The sequence below is a fragment of the Serratia sp. ME47 genome, from assembly GCF_903970925.1.
Classification (GTDB): Bacteria; Pseudomonadota; Gammaproteobacteria; order Enterobacterales; family Enterobacteriaceae; genus Serratia; species Serratia ureilytica.
This window is the reverse complement of record NZ_CAJCKE010000040.1, coordinates 1-16,327: the sequence shown is the minus strand read 5'-3', so window position 1 is coordinate 16,327 and position 16,327 is coordinate 1. Positions and strand designations below refer to the sequence as shown.

12 protein-coding genes and 1 pseudogene are annotated in these 16,327 nt (G+C 53.9%); 1 reads left to right on the top strand and 12 read right to left on the bottom strand.

Translation table 11 applies throughout. From position 1 onward, the window contains the following. Positions 1–546 precede the first annotated feature (546 nt). Positions 547–1,326: a helix-turn-helix domain-containing protein gene (locus tag H7A77_RS23775; protein WP_046688068.1), complete on the top strand. Its 780-nt coding sequence runs from the start codon at positions 547–549 to the stop codon at positions 1,324–1,326. Here the strand turns inward: H7A77_RS23775 and H7A77_RS23770 are convergent. From H7A77_RS23770 to tuf, 12 genes and pseudogenes are all read right to left on the bottom strand, one after another. Then, positions 1,312–2,586, bottom strand: coding sequence for a sensor histidine kinase KdpD (locus H7A77_RS23770; RefSeq protein ID WP_108680057.1), 1,275 nt, complete (start codon positions 2,584–2,586; stop codon positions 1,312–1,314). The two genes, H7A77_RS23775 and H7A77_RS23770, sit on opposite strands and share 15 nt — an antisense overlap. A gap of 1 nt (position 2,587) precedes the next feature. Further along, a complete protein-coding gene (locus H7A77_RS23765; protein WP_033644359.1) occupies positions 2,588–3,052 on the bottom strand; it encodes an oxidoreductase in 465 nt (154 codons plus the stop codon). After that, positions 3,052–3,498, bottom strand: coding sequence for an N-acetyltransferase (locus H7A77_RS23760; protein ID WP_108680056.1), 447 nt, complete (start codon positions 3,496–3,498; stop codon positions 3,052–3,054). The genes H7A77_RS23765 and H7A77_RS23760 overlap by 1 nt, the downstream gene beginning before the upstream one ends. Before the next feature lie 168 nt (positions 3,499–3,666). Then, on the bottom strand, positions 3,667–7,890 hold the full coding sequence (gene rpoC / locus H7A77_RS23755) for a DNA-directed RNA polymerase subunit beta' (protein WP_033644357.1): 4,224 nt from the start codon (positions 7,888–7,890) through the stop codon (positions 3,667–3,669). A 118-nt stretch (positions 7,891–8,008) separates the two neighbouring features. After that, positions 8,009–12,037 carry a DNA-directed RNA polymerase subunit beta gene (gene rpoB / locus H7A77_RS23750; protein WP_047024913.1) on the bottom strand — a complete coding sequence of 1,343 codons (4,029 nt, stop codon included), beginning with the start codon at positions 12,035–12,037 and terminating at the stop codon, positions 8,009–8,011. A 332-nt stretch (positions 12,038–12,369) separates the two neighbouring features. After that, on the bottom strand, positions 12,370–12,735 hold the full coding sequence (rplL, locus tag H7A77_RS23745) for a 50S ribosomal protein L7/L12 (protein WP_004929903.1): 366 nt from the start codon (positions 12,733–12,735) through the stop codon (positions 12,370–12,372). A 63-nt stretch (positions 12,736–12,798) separates the two neighbouring features. Beyond that, positions 12,799–13,296, bottom strand: coding sequence for a 50S ribosomal protein L10 (rplJ, locus tag H7A77_RS23740; RefSeq protein WP_004929905.1), 498 nt, complete (start codon positions 13,294–13,296; stop codon positions 12,799–12,801). Between the two features lie 338 nt (positions 13,297–13,634). Beyond that, positions 13,635–14,339, bottom strand: a complete 705-nt coding sequence (rplA, locus tag H7A77_RS23735; protein ID WP_004929908.1) for a 50S ribosomal protein L1 — start codon at positions 14,337–14,339, stop codon at positions 13,635–13,637. A 3-nt stretch (positions 14,340–14,342) separates the two neighbouring features. Then, positions 14,343–14,771, bottom strand: coding sequence for a 50S ribosomal protein L11 (rplK, locus tag H7A77_RS23730; protein ID WP_015376316.1), 429 nt, complete (start codon positions 14,769–14,771; stop codon positions 14,343–14,345). Between the two features lie 165 nt (positions 14,772–14,936). Further along, positions 14,937–15,482, bottom strand: a complete 546-nt coding sequence (gene nusG, locus H7A77_RS23725; RefSeq protein ID WP_004929914.1) for a transcription termination/antitermination protein NusG — start codon at positions 15,480–15,482, stop codon at positions 14,937–14,939. 1 nt (position 15,483) lies between these two features. Then, a complete protein-coding gene (secE, locus tag H7A77_RS23720; RefSeq protein WP_004929916.1) occupies positions 15,484–15,867 on the bottom strand; it encodes a preprotein translocase subunit SecE in 384 nt (127 codons plus the stop codon). Between the two features lie 259 nt (positions 15,868–16,126). Continuing rightward, a pseudogene (tuf, locus tag H7A77_RS23715) lies at positions 16,127–16,327 on the bottom strand (elongation factor Tu); the annotation flags it as partial.

Genomic DNA, 16,327 nt, shown 5'->3' with positions numbered 1-16,327 from the left:
TGCGCGACTCCGGTTCCTCACCAACGGCCATCCTGGAACCTGCGCCTGAGGGCACGCACGAACAGGCGGTTTTATCGGCTCAGGTGACGGGCATGATGAGGGAATAGCGGTGTTCAGCACTCACGCAGAGTGTTTTTCAATGGAGCCCGTTGCGGCAGAGAACGGCAGAACGAGGAAAAAGTCGATGCGGAGACGAAAAGTGACTCGAGGGGTAATCCCCGATACTGCCAATGGCCCTGGTGTTGGCCGTCGCGTTTTTTTGCCGCCTGCTCCCTGCTTACAGACAAGAGCAGGCGGTTTATTTTGTGAGACTGGCAACCCCCCCAGGACGCGAATCACACAGTATGTGCGCTAATTAACCATACAAACGATTAAATGTGAATGTCTTTTGAGTGTTTTTTTATTTGATATCGAGTGTATTCTGAGTTTGCCAAGGAAAATCAAACTGATATCACCGCAACCTCCGGGGCATCATCTATAATCCAGCACGGGTCCTCGCGCAGATTTGCCACGCTCGCGGTCAACATCAAAAAAGCCAAGGTTGTCATGAAGAAAACGCCAAATTACATCGATGCAATCAGCGCGTTGCTCACTCTGAAAGGGGTTGGCGACAGAAAACATGCCTCCACGATGGCCAACATACTGAACCTTCAGTACAACAGCGCCAAGCAGAAGCTGGATGGTAAAAGGGGCATCACCCTCGACGAAGTCAGAAAGGTGTTTCAGTACTTCAACGAGCCATTCGCCGGCCAAAGAACGCATAACGGCGTTTTTATCATGAACAGCATTCACAAACGCTGTAAGGTTGAAGTCGACGAACACCCGGTGACACAGCTGGACGACGACGAAACCTACGCCTACAAAAAAGATGACCTTTTCATCATCAATACCAGCCGGGATACGCAGGCCGACGTACCGCTGTACAGAGTCAACAAGATAGACTTTCTGCCGGCGCCACGCATCGCGATCCTGGACAACGACAGCGATATCCTCGAGCTGTTGAAGAAAATCGCCTGCCGCTACGGCATTGAGACCGAGACCTTTCAAACGGCGGATGCCATGCTGGCCGCACTTGAGCAACAGTCCTTTGAGGCGTTTATTCTGGACTGGCTGTTGGACTTCGGCGAAACCTCAGAACGCGTCGTGAAGAAAATAAAGGACACCCTCGATCCGCACGCGCGCATCATCATTCTGACCGGCCAGCTGAATCACTATGAGAAGAATATCGGCGATATGATCCTGCACTATGACGTGCACCTGGTGGAAAAACCGACCAAACCGCTGATTATCTCCTCACTGCTGCTGTCGAATTTATTCTTTAATTAGTTTGACCGGAATGCGGATGAAAAACGATGAGCCAACGCCTTCGGTGGATTTGACCCTGATGGCGCCTTTCAGCGTCGTCACATAATTCTTGATAATGGTCAGCCCCAGCCCCAGCCCCTGCCGCGTTTCCCTTTCTACTCCCTGATTGAACGCCTTGTACAACCGTTCCAGATTATTAACGTTAAATCCGATGCCGTTGTCTTTGACCCATAAATACAGATTGCCATGGCACACCTTCACGTTGAGGATGATCGCGCCGTGGTGAGTAAATTTGTCCGCGTTGCTGAGCAGATTGGCCAATATTCGGTAGAGCTTGTATTTGTCGGAGCAAATCAAACCAACATAGGATGAACGACGCACCACGATGCGATTACCGCGCCCGGCGCTGATACTGGTCATGGCATCGTCCACCACCTCATGCAGCCGAAAGGTGGAAATATTGACGTTAACCTCCCCCATTTCAAACCGCGAATAATCCATCACCTCACGCGTTTGTTCGGCGATCTTGTTGCCGTGGTAGGAGATCAGGCGGGCCTCCTTTTTGAGCTCTTCCTGCGCCAGCTCGTGCTCCATGATATCCGCGGCGATGACGATGGCCTGCGTCGAACCGGCGATTTCATGGTAGATGGATGAGATAAAGATGTTCTTGTTCTTGATGATCTCTTTTAACGAGAAGGCGTTTCTCACCACCAGGAACATCATCAGGAACACCAACATCAGCGATAAGACGGCGAACATCTCGGCTTTTCTCGAATTATCCTGGATGATGCCTTTAACCTCGGTGAAGTTTTTAATTTGTATCCGATAAATAATCTCCTGGATATCGACCAACGTGCCCTCGATGTCATCCATATAAGCGAGGATATCCGCCTTGCTTTTCCGCCCTGCCAGCAAACCGACGGAAAGATCGCCCAGCGTTCGGTACTGTTGCTTCAGCAGAGCGACGTTCTTGATAAATTCGTCGTCGTAATAGAAAGAGTCGCTGAAGGTGGAGCGGCTCTCCAGGATTTGGATCTTCGAGTAAAATATTTTCTTTTTGATCAGGAAAGCGTCGTAGTCGTCGTTTTCACTGAGCAGCAGCGCAGTTTTGGTTCTTTCAAACGCCAGAAACAGGATCTCGGCCACCGAGTAGTTATCCAGATTGGGTTCGATCTGCTTATAGCGCTCTTTTACGCCACCGAAGTTAATGGCAATCAGCAAAATTAATAAGGAGAAGATGGCAACCAACGCGATAAGAGTACCGATCAGTTTCTTGCTCATCTCATTTAATCTCCAGCCGTTTGACTTGCCAGACGGTTTTCGCGTTCACGTCCAGGTTATTCAGCTCGGGGTATTGATCGCGCGGATAGATAATAGCGAACGGCCCCAGCTCCCCCACGTCGATCGGCTTACCGCCGCGCAGATAGGCGACAATCACGCGATATTTAATCATCTCGTCAATCGGCATCGAATAGGAATAGTCGTCCCACGCGAAGGCGCGCACCGACTTCCCTTGCAGATGGTACGCTTTCACCAGCTCCGAAAACTCAACGCCGGTGAACGCCTCTTCCGGGGTAAAATTGGTCGAGGTTTTAATCGTGTGCGACGGCATCGCCTCCAGCATCTGTCGGGTGACATTGATCTTCTCGCCGTCCGCCGGCTTCAGGTAAAAAGAGTCAACGGCCGCGTACAGCGGTGCGCTGAACAGCGAAAGCAGCAGTAACGTCATCAATCCTTTGATTTTCATTATTCACCCTCTTTGCGTTTCACCAGCTCCGTCTGACCGAACTCATCCCGCCCGATCACATCCCAACCGTGATGTTGATAAAAACCTTCGGCTTTAGAGCCGGGATCGGTGGTTAAGTGAATGGCTTCGGCGCCGTGCTCAAACATCCAGGCAGTGACGCGCGCCAGCAAGGCAGAACCCATTCCCATTGATTGGTATTCCGGCTTCACGAACAGTCCGCCGATCAACGGTTCGGGGATGAACAACCCGAATCCAACGCCGGCATAGTCCTCGCCATACTTGCAGATCCAGCCACCGCCCTGGTTGATGTCTTCCAGCGCCTGCTTGCGCTGCAGATACTGGATCTGATGCGGATGCAGCAGATTCTCTTCGACGGAAAAGCGGATCTCATACAGGTAAGGCAGGTGTTTCGCCGTCAGTTTTTCGAAGGTAATGAGGCTGTCCATGTTTTGTGCTGTCCTTGGTTGTCAGGTAAAAAGCGCCGGTCAATTTCTGCTGTAACCATAGTAGCAAAGTTTGTCATAACCCGGCGCGAGGCGAAAAAAAACCGCCCCCTAGGGAGCGGTTTATCTGGCGATAGGCCCGGCGTAGCGGGCCCGCGGAGCGGATGACGATTACTCGTCGTCGCTGCCGCCCAGACCTGCGTTAAGCAGTTCGGCCAGGTTCGCAGTCGCTTCTTCCGCGCTGACTTGCGGAACAACCGGCGCTTCGCCCTGAGCACGACGACGCATGCGATCCTGATGATAAGCGTAACCGGTACCGGCTGGGATCAGACGGCCCACGATGACGTTCTCTTTCAGGCCACGCAGTTCGTCGCGCTTGCCGGCTACGGCAGCTTCGGTCAGAACGCGCGTCGTTTCCTGGAACGATGCGGCGGAGATGAAGGACTCGGTCGCCAAGGAAGCCTTGGTGATACCCAGCAGATCGCGCGAGAAGGTTGCCGGGATCTTACCTTCAGCTTCCAGCTGACGGTTGGCAATCTTGACGCGAGACACTTCAGCCTGCTCGCCTTCCAGGAACTCGGAGCCACCAGCGCTAACGATAGTGCCTTTACGCAGCATCTGACGAACGATAACTTCGATGTGCTTATCGTTAATCTTAACGCCTTGCAGACGGTAAACTTCCTGCACTTCGTTGGTGATGTAGCGGGTAACCGCATGCACGCCACGCAGACGCAGAATGTCGTGCGGAGACTCTGGGCCGTCGGAGACGACGTCGCCACGTTCCACCACTTCGCCTTCGAACACGTTGAGCTGACGCCATTTCGGAATCATCTCTTCGTAAGCGTCGCTGCCGTCCAGCGGAGAGATCACCAGGCGACGTTTGCCTTTGGTCTCTTTACCGAACGAGATAATCCCGCTGATTTCAGCCAGGATTGCCGGCTCTTTCGGACGACGCGCTTCGAACAGGTCGGCAACGCGCGGCAGACCACCGGTAATATCCTTGGTACCGCCGGATTCCTGAGGAATACGCGCCAGGGTATCACCCGCACCGATCTGAATGCCGTCTTCCAGCTGAACGATCGCTTTGCCCGGCAGGAAGTATTGAGCAGGCATATCAGTACCTGGGATCAATACGTCTTCGCCCTTAGCGTCAACGATTTTCAGTGCCGGACGCAGGTCTTTACCGCTACCGGTACGCTCTGCGCTGTCCAGAACAACCAGAGAAGACAAACCGGTCAGTTCGTCGGTCTGACGAGTAATCGTCTGGCCGTCGACCATGTCGGCGAAGCGAATGAAGCCGCTGACTTCACTGATGACCGGCATGGTATGCGGATCCCAGTTAGCAACGGTTTCGCCGCCGTTAACTTCTTCACCGTCGCCTTTGCCCATCACGGCGCCGTAAGGCACCTTGTAGCTTTCTTTGGTACGGCCGAATTCGTCGATCAGTTTCAGTTCGGTGTTACGCGAGGTGATCACCAGCTTGCCTGCGGCGTTCATAACGAACTTCGCGTTGCTCAGCTTGATGCTACCCTTGTTTTTCACCTGAATGCTGGATTCAGCAGCCGCACGAGATGCCGCACCACCGATGTGGAACGTACGCATCGTCAGCTGTGTACCCGGCTCACCGATGGACTGTGCCGCGATAACGCCGATGGCTTCACCTTTGTTGATGATGTGGCCACGTGCCAGGTCGCGACCGTAGCAGTTTGCACACACACCGAAGTCGGTTTCACAGCTCACCACGGAACGGACTTTAACGCTGTCGACAGAGTTCTCTTCCAACAGGTCACACGCCTTCTCGTTCAGCAGGGTGTTGCGCGGCACCAGAATGTCCGCCGTACCCGGCTTGAGGACGTCTTCTGCCGTCACACGGCCCAGAACGCGTTCACGCAGCGGCTCTTTCACGTCGCCACCTTCGATAACCGGAGTCATCAGGATGCCGTCGTGGGTGCCACAGTCGTCTTCGGTCACCACCAGGTCCTGCGCCACGTCAACCAGACGACGGGTCAGATAACCGGAGTTCGCGGTTTTCAGTGCGGTATCCGCCAGACCTTTACGAGCACCATGAGTGGAGATGAAGTACTGGAGTACGTTCAGACCTTCACGGAAGTTCGCGGTGATTGGCGTTTCGATGATGGAGCCGTCCGGCTTCGCCATCAGACCACGCATACCGGCCAGCTGACGAATCTGAGCGGCGGAACCACGCGCACCGGAGTCGGCCATCATAAAGATGCTGTTGAAGGAAACTTGCTGTTCCACTTCGCCGTCACGGTTAACCACGTCTTCTACCGACAGGTTTTCCATCATCGCTTTCGCAACGCGTTCGTTCGCGGCAGCCCAGATATCGATCACTTTGTTGTAGCGTTCGCCGGCGGTCACCAGACCAGACTGGAACTGCTCCTGGATCTCGGCAACTTCGGTTTCCGCTTCTTCGATGATCTCCGCCTTCTTGGCCGGGATAACCATGTCGTCGATACCTACGGAAGCGCCGGAACGGGCAGCGTAAGCAAAGCCGGTGTACATGATCTGGTCAGCAAAGATAACGGTCGGCTTCAGGCCCAGGATGCGGTAACAGGTGTTCAGCATCTTGGAGATCGCTTTCTTGCCCAAAGGCTGGTTAACGATCGCGTACGGCAGACCTTTCGGTACGATCATCCACAGGATGGCGCGGCCGATGGTGGTGTCGATGATGCTGGTCTGAGAGGTCCACTCGCCTTCGGCGTTCTTGACGTCTTCGGTGATACGCACTTTAACGCGCGCATGCAGCGACGCCAGGCCGGCGCGGTAAACACGCTCAGCTTCTTTGGAACCGTTCAGCACCATGCCTTCGCCTTTGGCGTTAACACAGTCGCGGGTCATGTAGTACAGACCCAGTACAACGTCCTGAGAAGGAACGATGATTGGCTCGCCGTTCGCTGGGGACAGGATGTTGTTGGTGGACATCATCAGCGCACGCGCTTCCAGCTGGGCTTCCAGCGTCAGCGGTACGTGAACGGCCATCTGGTCACCATCGAAGTCGGCGTTATATGCCGCACAAACCAGCGGGTGCAGCTGGATCGCTTTACCTTCGATCAGAACCGGTTCAAACGCCTGGATACCCAAACGGTGCAGGGTTGGTGCACGGTTCAGCAGTACCGGGTGTTCGCGAATCACTTCGTCCAGGATATCCCAAACGACGGCTTCTTCACGCTCAACCATTTTCTTGGCGGCTTTGATGGTGGTGGCCAGGCCACGCAGCTCCAATTTGCCGTAGATGAACGGTTTGAACAGCTCTAACGCCATCTTCTTAGGCAGACCGCACTGATGCAGACGCAGGTATGGACCTACGGTGATAACGGAACGGCCTGAGTAGTCAACGCGTTTACCGAGCAGGTTCTGACGGAAACGACCCTGCTTACCTTTGATCATGTCGGCCAAAGATTTCAGAGGGCGTTTGTTAGAACCGGTGATCGCACGACCGCGACGGCCGTTATCCAGCAGGGCGTCTACCGCTTCTTGCAGCATACGCTTTTCGTTGCGCACGATGATGTCCGGCGCAGCCAGATCCAGCAGGCGTTTCAGACGGTTGTTACGGTTGATCACGCGGCGATACAGATCGTTCAGATCCGACGTCGCGAAACGACCGCCATCCAGCGGAACCAGCGGGCGCAGATCCGGCGGCAGTACCGGCAGCACGGTCAGGATCATCCACTCCGGCTTGTTACCGGACTGTACGAACGCTTCCAGCAGCTTGATACGCTTGGTCAGCTTCTTGCGCTTGGTTTCGGAGTTGGTTTCGTTCAGCTCTTCACGCAGCTGCTCGCACTCGGCTTCCAGATCCATGTTTTTCAACAGGGCCTGAATGGCTTCCGCACCCATCTTGGCGTCGAATTCGTCACCGAACTCTTCCAGCGCGTCCAGATACTGCTCTTCGGTCAGGATCTGACGACGCTCGAGGTTGGTCATACCGCCTTCGACCACCACATAGGATTCGAAGTACAGTACGCGTTCGATGTCACGCAGCGGCATATCCAGCAGCAAACCGATGCGGGATGGCAGCGATTTCAGGAACCAGATGTGCGCAGTCGGGGAAGCCAGCTCGATGTGGCCCATGCGCTCACGACGCACTTTGGTCTGGGTCACTTCAACGCCGCACTTCTCACAGATCACGCCGCGGTGTTTCAAGCGCTTGTACTTACCGCACAGGCACTCGTAATCTTTTACCGGCCCGAAGATACGGGCGCAGAAAAGGCCGTCACGCTCTGGTTTGAACGTACGGTAGTTAATGGTTTCCGGCTTCTTAACTTCACCGAACGACCACGAACGGATCATGTCTGGCGAGGCCAGAGCAATCTTGATCGCATCAAACTCTTCGGTCTTAGTTTGCGCTTTCAGAAACTTCAATAAGTCTTTCACGGATTGGCTCCTGTCGGAGTTAAACCTGTTGGGCACCCACAACCGCAGTAGGTACCCGTGTGACCTGAACAACCACCCTCAGGCTCCCTTAGGCGGGGAGCCTGAGCCGGAATGACGATTACTCGTCTTCCAGTTCGATGTTGATGCCGAGCGAGCGGATTTCTTTCAACAGTACGTTGAAGGATTCCGGCATGCCTGGCTCCATCCGGTGATCGCCATCCACGATGTTTTTGTACATCTTGGTACGGCCGTTAACGTCATCCGACTTAACGGTGAGCATTTCCTGCAGGGTATAAGCCGCGCCGTATGCTTCCAGTGCCCACACTTCCATCTCACCGAAGCGTTGACCACCGAACTGCGCTTTACCACCCAGAGGCTGCTGAGTAACCAAGCTGTAAGAACCGGTTGAACGGGCGTGCATTTTATCGTCAACCAAGTGGTTCAGTTTCAGCATGTACATATAGCCGACAGTAACCTGGCGCTCGAATTGCTCACCGGTACGGCCATCGAACAGCGTGATCTGACCGGAGGTCGGGATACCGCCCATTTCCAGCAGCTTCTTGATTTCAGTCTCTTTCGCACCGTCAAACACCGGCGTTGCGATCGGCATACCTTTTTTCAGGTTCTCTGCCAGACGCAGCACTTCGTCGTCGCTGAAGGTGTTCAGGTCAACTTTCTGGCAAACGTCGTCGCCCAGATCGTAGGCCTTCTGGATGAACTCACGCAGCTTGGCCACTTCCTGCTGCTGCTTCAGCATCTGGTTGATCTTCTCACCGATGCCTTTCGCAGCCATACCCAGGTGGGTTTCCAGGATCTGACCGATGTTCATACGTGATGGTACGCCCAGCGGGTTCAGTACGATGTCTACCGGCGTGCCGTTTTCATCGTAAGGCATATCTTCGATCGGGTTGATCTTGGAGATAACACCCTTGTTACCGTGGCGGCCCGCCATCTTGTCACCCGGTTGGATCTGACGTTTAACGGCCAGATAAACCTTGACGATTTTCAGTACGCCCGGCGCCAGATCGTCGCCCTGAGTGATCTTACGACGCTTGGCTTCCAGCTTCTTCTCGAAGTCGGATTTCAGTTCGTCGTACTGCTCAGCCAGCTGCTCCAGCTGGTTTTGCTTCTCTTCGTCGGTCAGGCCCAGTTCCAGCCAGCGATCGCGCGGCAGCTTGCTCAGCTTGTCGGCTTCGATGCCACCGGCAACCAGTACCGCGTGGATACGCGCAAACAGGCCGGCTTCCAGGATCTGCAGTTCTTCAGTCAGGTCTTTCTTCGCCTGCTTCAGCTGCATCTCTTCGATTTCCAACGCGCGCTTGTCTTTTTCCACGCCATCGCGGGTGAAGACCTGCACGTCGATAACCGTACCGGAAACGCCGTTCGGCACACGCAGAGAAGAGTCTTTAACGTCAGACGCTTTCTCACCGAAGATCGCACGCAGCAGTTTCTCTTCCGGCGTCAGCTGAGTTTCACCTTTAGGCGTTACCTTACCGACCAGGATGTCGCCGCCGGTCACTTCAGCACCGATATACACGATACCGGATTCATCCAGCTTGGAGAGCGCCGCTTCACCCACGTTAGGGATGTCGGCGGTGATCTCTTCAGGCCCCAGCTTGGTGTCGCGAGACACGCACGCCAGTTCCTGGATGTGGATGGTGGTGAAGCGATCTTCCTGCACCACGCGCTCGGAGACCAAGATGGAGTCTTCGAAGTTGTAGCCGTTCCAAGGCATGAACGCTACGCGCATGTTCTGGCCCAGCGCCAGTTCGCCCAGGTCTGTCGATGGGCCATCCGCCAGCACGTCACCGCGCTCGATTGGCTCACCCAGATTCACACACGGCATCTGGTTGATGCAGGTGTTCTGGTTAGAACGGGTGTACTTGGTCAGGTTGTAAATATCGATACCTGCTTCGCCCGGGTACATCTCGTCTTCGTTAACTTTGATAACGATACGGGAAGCATCCACGTACTGGATCACACCGCCGCGTTTGGCAACGGCGGTTACGCCGGAGTCAACCGCTACAGCGCGTTCCATACCGGTACCGACCAGCGGCTTATCGGCGCGCAGGGTTGGTACGGCCTGACGTTGCATGTTCGCACCCATCAATGCACGGTTGGCGTCATCGTGTTCCAGGAATGGAATCAGTGAGGCACCAACGGAAACGACCTGTTGGGTGGATACGTCCATGTAGTCAACCTGGTCGCGGCTGAACAGGCTTGATTCGCCTTTGCTGCGGCAGGTGACCAGGTCTTCTACGAAGCGGCCTTCGTCATCCAGGTTGGAGTTCGCCTGGGCGATAACGAAGTTGCCTTCTTCAATAGCAGACAGGTAGTTGATTTCATCGGTCACCACGCCGTCACGCACGCGGCGGTACGGGGTTTCCAGGAAGCCATACTCGTTAGTCTGTGCGTACACGGACAGGGAGTTGATCAGACCGATGTTTGGACCTTCCGGCGTTTCGATTGGGCACACGCGGCCGTAGTGGGTCGGGTGTACGTCTCGAACTTCAAAGCCGGCGCGCTCACGGGTCAGACCGCCCGGGCCCAGTGCGGAGATACGACGCTTGTGCGTGATCTCGGACAACGGGTTGTTCTGGTCCATGAACTGGGACAGCTGGCTGGAGCCGAAGAACTCTTTCACCGCCGCCGAAATCGGTTTGGCGTTGATCATGTCCTGAGGCATCAGGGTATCCAGATCGCCCAGAGACAGACGCTCTTTCACCGCACGCTCAACACGCACCAGACCTACGCGGAACTGGTTCTCGGCCATTTCGCCGACGGAGCGGATACGACGGTTGCCCAAGTGGTCGATATCGTCCACTTCGCCCTTGCCGTTACGGATATCGATGAGCTTCTTCATCACTTCGATGATGTCGTCTTTGCTCAGGATGCCCGAACCTTCGATCTCGTCGCGCAGCAGAGAACGATTGAACTTCATACGGCCAACCGCGGACAGATCGTAGCGGTCTTCGGAGAAGAACAGGTTCTCGAACAGGCTTTCGGCAGCTTCGCGCGTTGGCGGCTCACCAGGGCGCATCATGCGGTAGATTTCTACCAGCGAGCTCAGACGATCGTTGGTCGGATCGACACGCAGCGTTTCAGAGATGTACGCGCCGTGGTCCAGATCGTTGGTGAACAGCGTTTCGATGCGCTTGTGGCCGGACTGGCTCAGCTTGGCCAGCAGATCCAGCGACAGCTCCATGTTGGCTGCGCAGATCAGTTCGCCGGTATTGGTATCGATATAGTCTTTCGCGACCACTTTGCCCGCGATGTACTCTACCGGTACTTCAATGCTCTGAATGTCGTCTTTTTCCAGCTGACGGATATGACGAGCGGTGATGCGACGGCCTTTCTCTACGTAGATCTTGCCGTTGGCTTCGATATCGAACGAAGCGGTCTCACCACGCAGGCGCTCTGGCACCAGCTCCATCTGCAGCTTGTTGTCGCGGATTTCGAAGACGATCTTGTCAAAGAACAGGTCGAGGATCTGTTCAGTGGTGTAGTTCAGCGCGCGCAGAATGATGGTCGCAGGCAGTTTGCGGCGACGGTCAATACGCACGAACAGGTTGTCTTTCGGATCGAACTCGAAGTCCAACCATGAACCGCGGTAAGGGATGATGCGTGCGTTGTACAGCACTTTACCCGAGGAGTGGGTTTTACCCTTATCGCTGTCAAAGAATACGCCAGGACTACGGTGCAACTGAGATACGATAACCCTCTCAGTACCGTTGATCACAAAGGTGCCGTTTTCGGTCATGAGCGGAATTTCGCCCATGTAGACTTCTTGTTCCTTGATGTCTTTGACCGTACCTTCAGGCGCTTCGCGCTCATAGATAACCAGGCGCAGTTTTACGCGCAGCGGTGCAGAGAACGTCACACCACGGATCTGGCACTCTTTGACGTCGAAGACCGGCTCACCAAGACGGTAGCTAACGTATTGCAGCTCCGAATTGCCACTGTAGCTCTGGATAGGGAAAACAGAACGGAATGCGGCTTCAAGGCCGTACTGCCCTTCTGGATCTTGCTCGATAAACTTCTGGAACGAGTCAAGCTGGATAGAAAGGAGATATGGTATGTCCAGCACTTGTGGACGTTTACCAAAATCCTTACGAATACGTTTTTTCTCGGTATAGGAGTAAACCATAGGGTTCCTCAGCTCGCTGATCAGTGACCCAATCTGTCCGTCCGATTAGGGACAGTTCATGCAACACCGTTTTGTCGACCGGAAAGCGGGAACACTTTCCGCAATATCTCTTGCTATCACGCTTAAACCATTTCATCGCGCCTTCCCCCAGAACTCCTGGTAGTGCAAAGACCGCGGTATATTAAGTCGTCGATAGAAACAAACATTGGGAGGCGAAACCAGCAGCCAAACAGTGTGAAACGCTACTGGCGCCCTACAGCGCAAAAAGGCTGGTGACTAAAAAGTCACCAGCCATCAGCCTAAAAGACTAGGCTGCAACCGGAAGGGTTGGCTTATTTAACTTCAACTTCTGCGCCAGCTTCTTCCAGAGATTTTTTCAGAGCTTCTGCGTCATCTTTGCTCACGCCTTCTTTCAGAGCGGCTGGAGCAGATTCAACCAGGTCTTTAGCTTCTTTCAGACCCAGGCCGGTAGCGCCACGTACTGCTTTGATAACAGCAACTTTGTTAGCGCCTGCAGCTTTCAGGATAACGTCGAATTCAGTTTTCTCTTCAGCAGCTTCAGCTGGGCCAGCAGCTACAGCTACAGCAGCAGCAGCAGAAACGCCGAATTTTTCTTCCATAGCGGAAACCAGTTCAACAACGTCCATTACGGACATAGCGGCAACTGCTTCCAGGATTTGGTCTTTAGTGATAGACATAACAATTGTTCCTAAAATTCAGAAATAGTTTAAATACGTTAGCAAAGGCTAAGAAAGAGTGGCTTACGCCGCTTCTTTCTGATCGCGTACTGCAGCCAGAGTGCGAACCAGTTTGCCGGCAGCGGCTTCTTTCATGGTTGCCATCAGGCGTGCGATCGCTTCTTCGTAAGTTGGCAGCGTCGCCAGGCGGTCGATTTGCGCCGCTGGGATCAGCTCACCTTCAAAGGCCGCAGCTTTAACCTCGAATTTTGCATTCGCTTTCGCGAACTCTTTGAACAGACGAGCAGCAGCGCCCGGGTGTTCGTGAGAGAATGCAATCAAGGTTGGACCGACAAACGTGTCTTTCAGGCATTCGAATGGAGTGCCTTCAACTACGCGACGCATCAGGGTGTTGCGAACAACACGCATGTAAACGCCAGCTTCACGACCTGCTTTACGCAGTTCAGTCATTTTATCTACGGTAACGCCGCGGGAATCCGCAACAACCGCAGACAGCGCGCCTTTGGCTACTTCGCTGACTTCAGCAACAATCGCTTGTTTGTCTTGAAGATTTAATGCCATTAGCTTTTTGCTCCTGGATTAGCCGGGGAAAATCCCCCGGAACTCACTTCACTCGGCGCTTTGTAAAACGCCACGCCGAGCGGCTTAACACGGTGAGCAGAATCCAGCAAAGACATTCTTTTATAAAAAAGAAAAATTTTCTTAGGCTCTGTCACCGTCTACGCAGGAAGGATTAAGTATCTTGCGATACACCTGCGGTCTTGGACGGAGGCCTGGATAGGCCAGGCTCCAACCGAAAAATCTTTGTTTTGCCTACGGCATAGCCAATAGCAAAACCTTGGGGCATAAGATTCTAGACAAATCTCGGCCCCAAGTCAAAGCGATAATCGCAAGTGCGATTAGTTCGCTGCGGCAGACAGACCGCTTTGATCGATAGCAACGCCAGCACCCATGGTGGTGGAGAGGCTAACTTTCTTGATGTACATGCCTTTCGCCTGAGAAGGTTTTGCTTTTTTCAGCGCAACCAGCAGGGCTTCCAGGTTTTCTTTCAGTTTGTCTGCGTCGAAATCAACCTTACCGATAGTGGTATGGATGATGCCGTTTTTGTCGTTACGGTAGCGAACCTGACCTGCTTTAGCGTTTTTCACTGCTTCAGCAACGTTCGGAGTAACGGTACCCACTTTCGGGTTTGGCATCAGGCCGCGTGGACCCAGGATCTGGCCCAGTTGACCTACAACGCGCATTGCATCCGGGGAAGCAATAACAACGTCGAAGTTCATTTCGCCTTTCTTGATCTGCTCAGCCAGATCGTCCATACCTACCAGCTCTGCGCCGGCAGCTTTCGCTGCTTCAGCGTTAGCGCCTTGGGTAAATACGGCAACGCGAACGGAACGACCGGTGCCGTGTGGCAGAACGGTAGCGCCACGAACGTTTTGGTCAGATTTACGAGCGTCGATACCGAGGTTAACGGCAACGTCAACGCTTTCTACGAATTTAGCGGTGGCCAGCTCTTTCAGCAGAGCAACAGCTTCAGTGATGTCATACTGTTTAGTAGCATCAACTTTGTCACGGATCACGCGCATGCGCTTGGTCAGCTTAGCCATCTCTTAATCCTCCACTACCAGGCCCATGGAACGAGCGGTACCTTCGATGGAGCGAGTCATCGCTTCAACGTCAGAACCAGTCATGTCCGCAGCTTTGGTTTCTGCGATTTCACGTACCTGAGCACGGGTCACTTTACCTACTTTGTCTTTGTTCGGCTTACCGGAACCAGACTTGATACCAGCCGCTTTTTTCAGCAGAACTGCTGCTGGCGGGGTTTTGGTAACGAAAGTGAAGGAGCGATCAGAATAAACGGTGATAACAACCGGAATCGGCAGACCTTTCTCAACGCTGTCAGTTTTAGCGTTGAATGCCTTACAGAATTCCATGATGTTAACGCCCTGCTGACCCAGAGCTGGACCCACTGGTGGGCTCGGGTTAGCCATACCAGCTGCAACTTGCAGCTTAACGTAGGCTTGTACTTTCTTAGCCATTTAAATTTCCTCGGTTTGGGTAGTATCGCCTCGTGAGAGGCTCCCCGTGTTTAACCTCGCCGGACAAACATCAGGCAAGGCATCTAAAAACAAAAGGCGCGAAATTGTAGTTCAATTTCGCGCCTTTGACAAGCGGCAACGGACCGCTTATTGCTGATTATTCGATCAACCTTTTTCAACCTGGCTGAAGTCCAGTTCCACCGGCGTTGCACGACCGAAGATGGAAACGGAAACTTTCAGGCGGCTCTTCTCGTAATCGACTTCTTCGACCACGCCGTTGAAATCGGCAAACGGGCCGTCGTTGACGCGCACCAGCTCGCCCGGTTCGAACAGCGTTTTCGGACGCGGTTTGTCACCGACCTGCTGCAGGCGGTTCATGATCGCATCAACTTCTTTATCGCTGATCGGCGCAGGACGGTCAGACGTACCGCCGATGAACCCCATGACACGCGGTACGCTGCGCACCAGGTGCCAGCTGGCGTCATTCATCACCATCTGCACCAGCACGTAGCCAGGGAAGAATTTACGCTCGCTCTTGCGACGCTGGCCACCACGGATTTCAACCACTTCTTCCGTAGGCACCATCACTTCGCCGAACAGCTCTTCCATATCGTGCAGTTTGATGTGTTCACGCAGCGATTGCGCTACGCGACCTTCAAAACCGGAAAACGCCTGAACGACGTACCAACGTTTTTTTGGAGCTTCAGACATTTTAGAACCTCAGGCCAGTAATAAACGACACCAGACGGACCAGAATACCATCCAGCCCCCACAGAATCAGTGACATCACGGCGGTTACCGCGGCAACGATCAACGTGGTGTGTAGCGTTTCCTGACGAGTTGGCCAAATCACTTTACGTACTTCGGTACGCGCTTCGCGGGCAAACGCAACGGTAGCTTTGCCTTTGGTGGTCATCAGAGCCACTGCACCTGCAACGGCGATGATCAGCACAACTGCCAGCGCGCGCAATGGCAGGCTTAAATCACGGTAGTAATAGTTACCGACAATAGCCACAACCAACAGAACGGCGACGATCAGCCACTTTGCCGCTTCCAGGCCGCGTCCGCTCCCTTGAGCCTCGGTATTCGCACTCATAAACCAACCTGTCACAATGATGATTCAGAACAAACAACTTTGCCTCGCATTGCGAGGCAAACCAAACCGATCGGATACCGCACTAGCGATATCCCGGTGTTTTACGCCATGACGTATTCAGTCAATACGGTTTAAGAGCCCATCTCACCAATGATTATGACTGCAAAATCGCTGATGAGATAGGTTCTAGTTCACAGCGTAGAAAAAGGGCATCAAATGATGCCCTTTTACCGCGTGTCGCGTCAAACTTTATCAGCGATTAAGCGATAACTTTAGCAACAACACCAGCGCCTACAGTACGGCCGCCTTCACGGATTGCGAAACGCAGACCGTCATCCATCGCGATTGGGTGAATCAGGGTTACAACCATGTTCACGTTGTCGCCTGGCATTACCATCTCTACGCCTTCTGGCAGTTCGATGGTACCGGTCACGTCAGTAGTACGGAAGTAGAACTGTGG

What these genes read in the sequence shown, in the direction of transcription:
- rplA (WP_004929908.1), bottom strand. Translation starts at nt 14,339, where the DNA reads ATGGCTAAGCTGACCAAGCGCATGCGCGTGATCCGTGACAAAGTTGAT.
- H7A77_RS23760 (WP_108680056.1), bottom strand. Translation starts at nt 3,498, where the DNA reads ATGGACAGCCTCATTACCTTCGAAAAACTGACGGCGAAACACCTGCCT.
- H7A77_RS23770 (WP_108680057.1), bottom strand. Translation starts at nt 2,586, where the DNA reads ATGAGCAAGAAACTGATCGGTACTCTTATCGCGTTGGTTGCCATCTTC.
- nusG (WP_004929914.1), bottom strand. Translation starts at nt 15,482, where the DNA reads ATGTCTGAAGCTCCAAAAAAACGTTGGTACGTCGTTCAGGCGTTTTCC.
- H7A77_RS23775 (WP_046688068.1), top strand. Translation starts at nt 547, where the DNA reads ATGAAGAAAACGCCAAATTACATCGATGCAATCAGCGCGTTGCTCACT.
- H7A77_RS23765 (WP_033644359.1), bottom strand. Translation starts at nt 3,052, where the DNA reads ATGAAAATCAAAGGATTGATGACGTTACTGCTGCTTTCGCTGTTCAGC.
- rplL (WP_004929903.1), bottom strand. Translation starts at nt 12,735, where the DNA reads ATGTCTATCACTAAAGACCAAATCCTGGAAGCAGTTGCCGCTATGTCC.
- rplJ (WP_004929905.1), bottom strand. Translation starts at nt 13,296, where the DNA reads ATGGCATTAAATCTTCAAGACAAACAAGCGATTGTTGCTGAAGTCAGC.
- rpoB (WP_047024913.1), bottom strand. Translation starts at nt 12,037, where the DNA reads ATGGTTTACTCCTATACCGAGAAAAAACGTATTCGTAAGGATTTTGGT.
- secE (WP_004929916.1), bottom strand. Translation starts at nt 15,867, where the DNA reads ATGAGTGCGAATACCGAGGCTCAAGGGAGCGGACGCGGCCTGGAAGCG.
- rplK (WP_015376316.1), bottom strand. Translation starts at nt 14,771, where the DNA reads ATGGCTAAGAAAGTACAAGCCTACGTTAAGCTGCAAGTTGCAGCTGGT.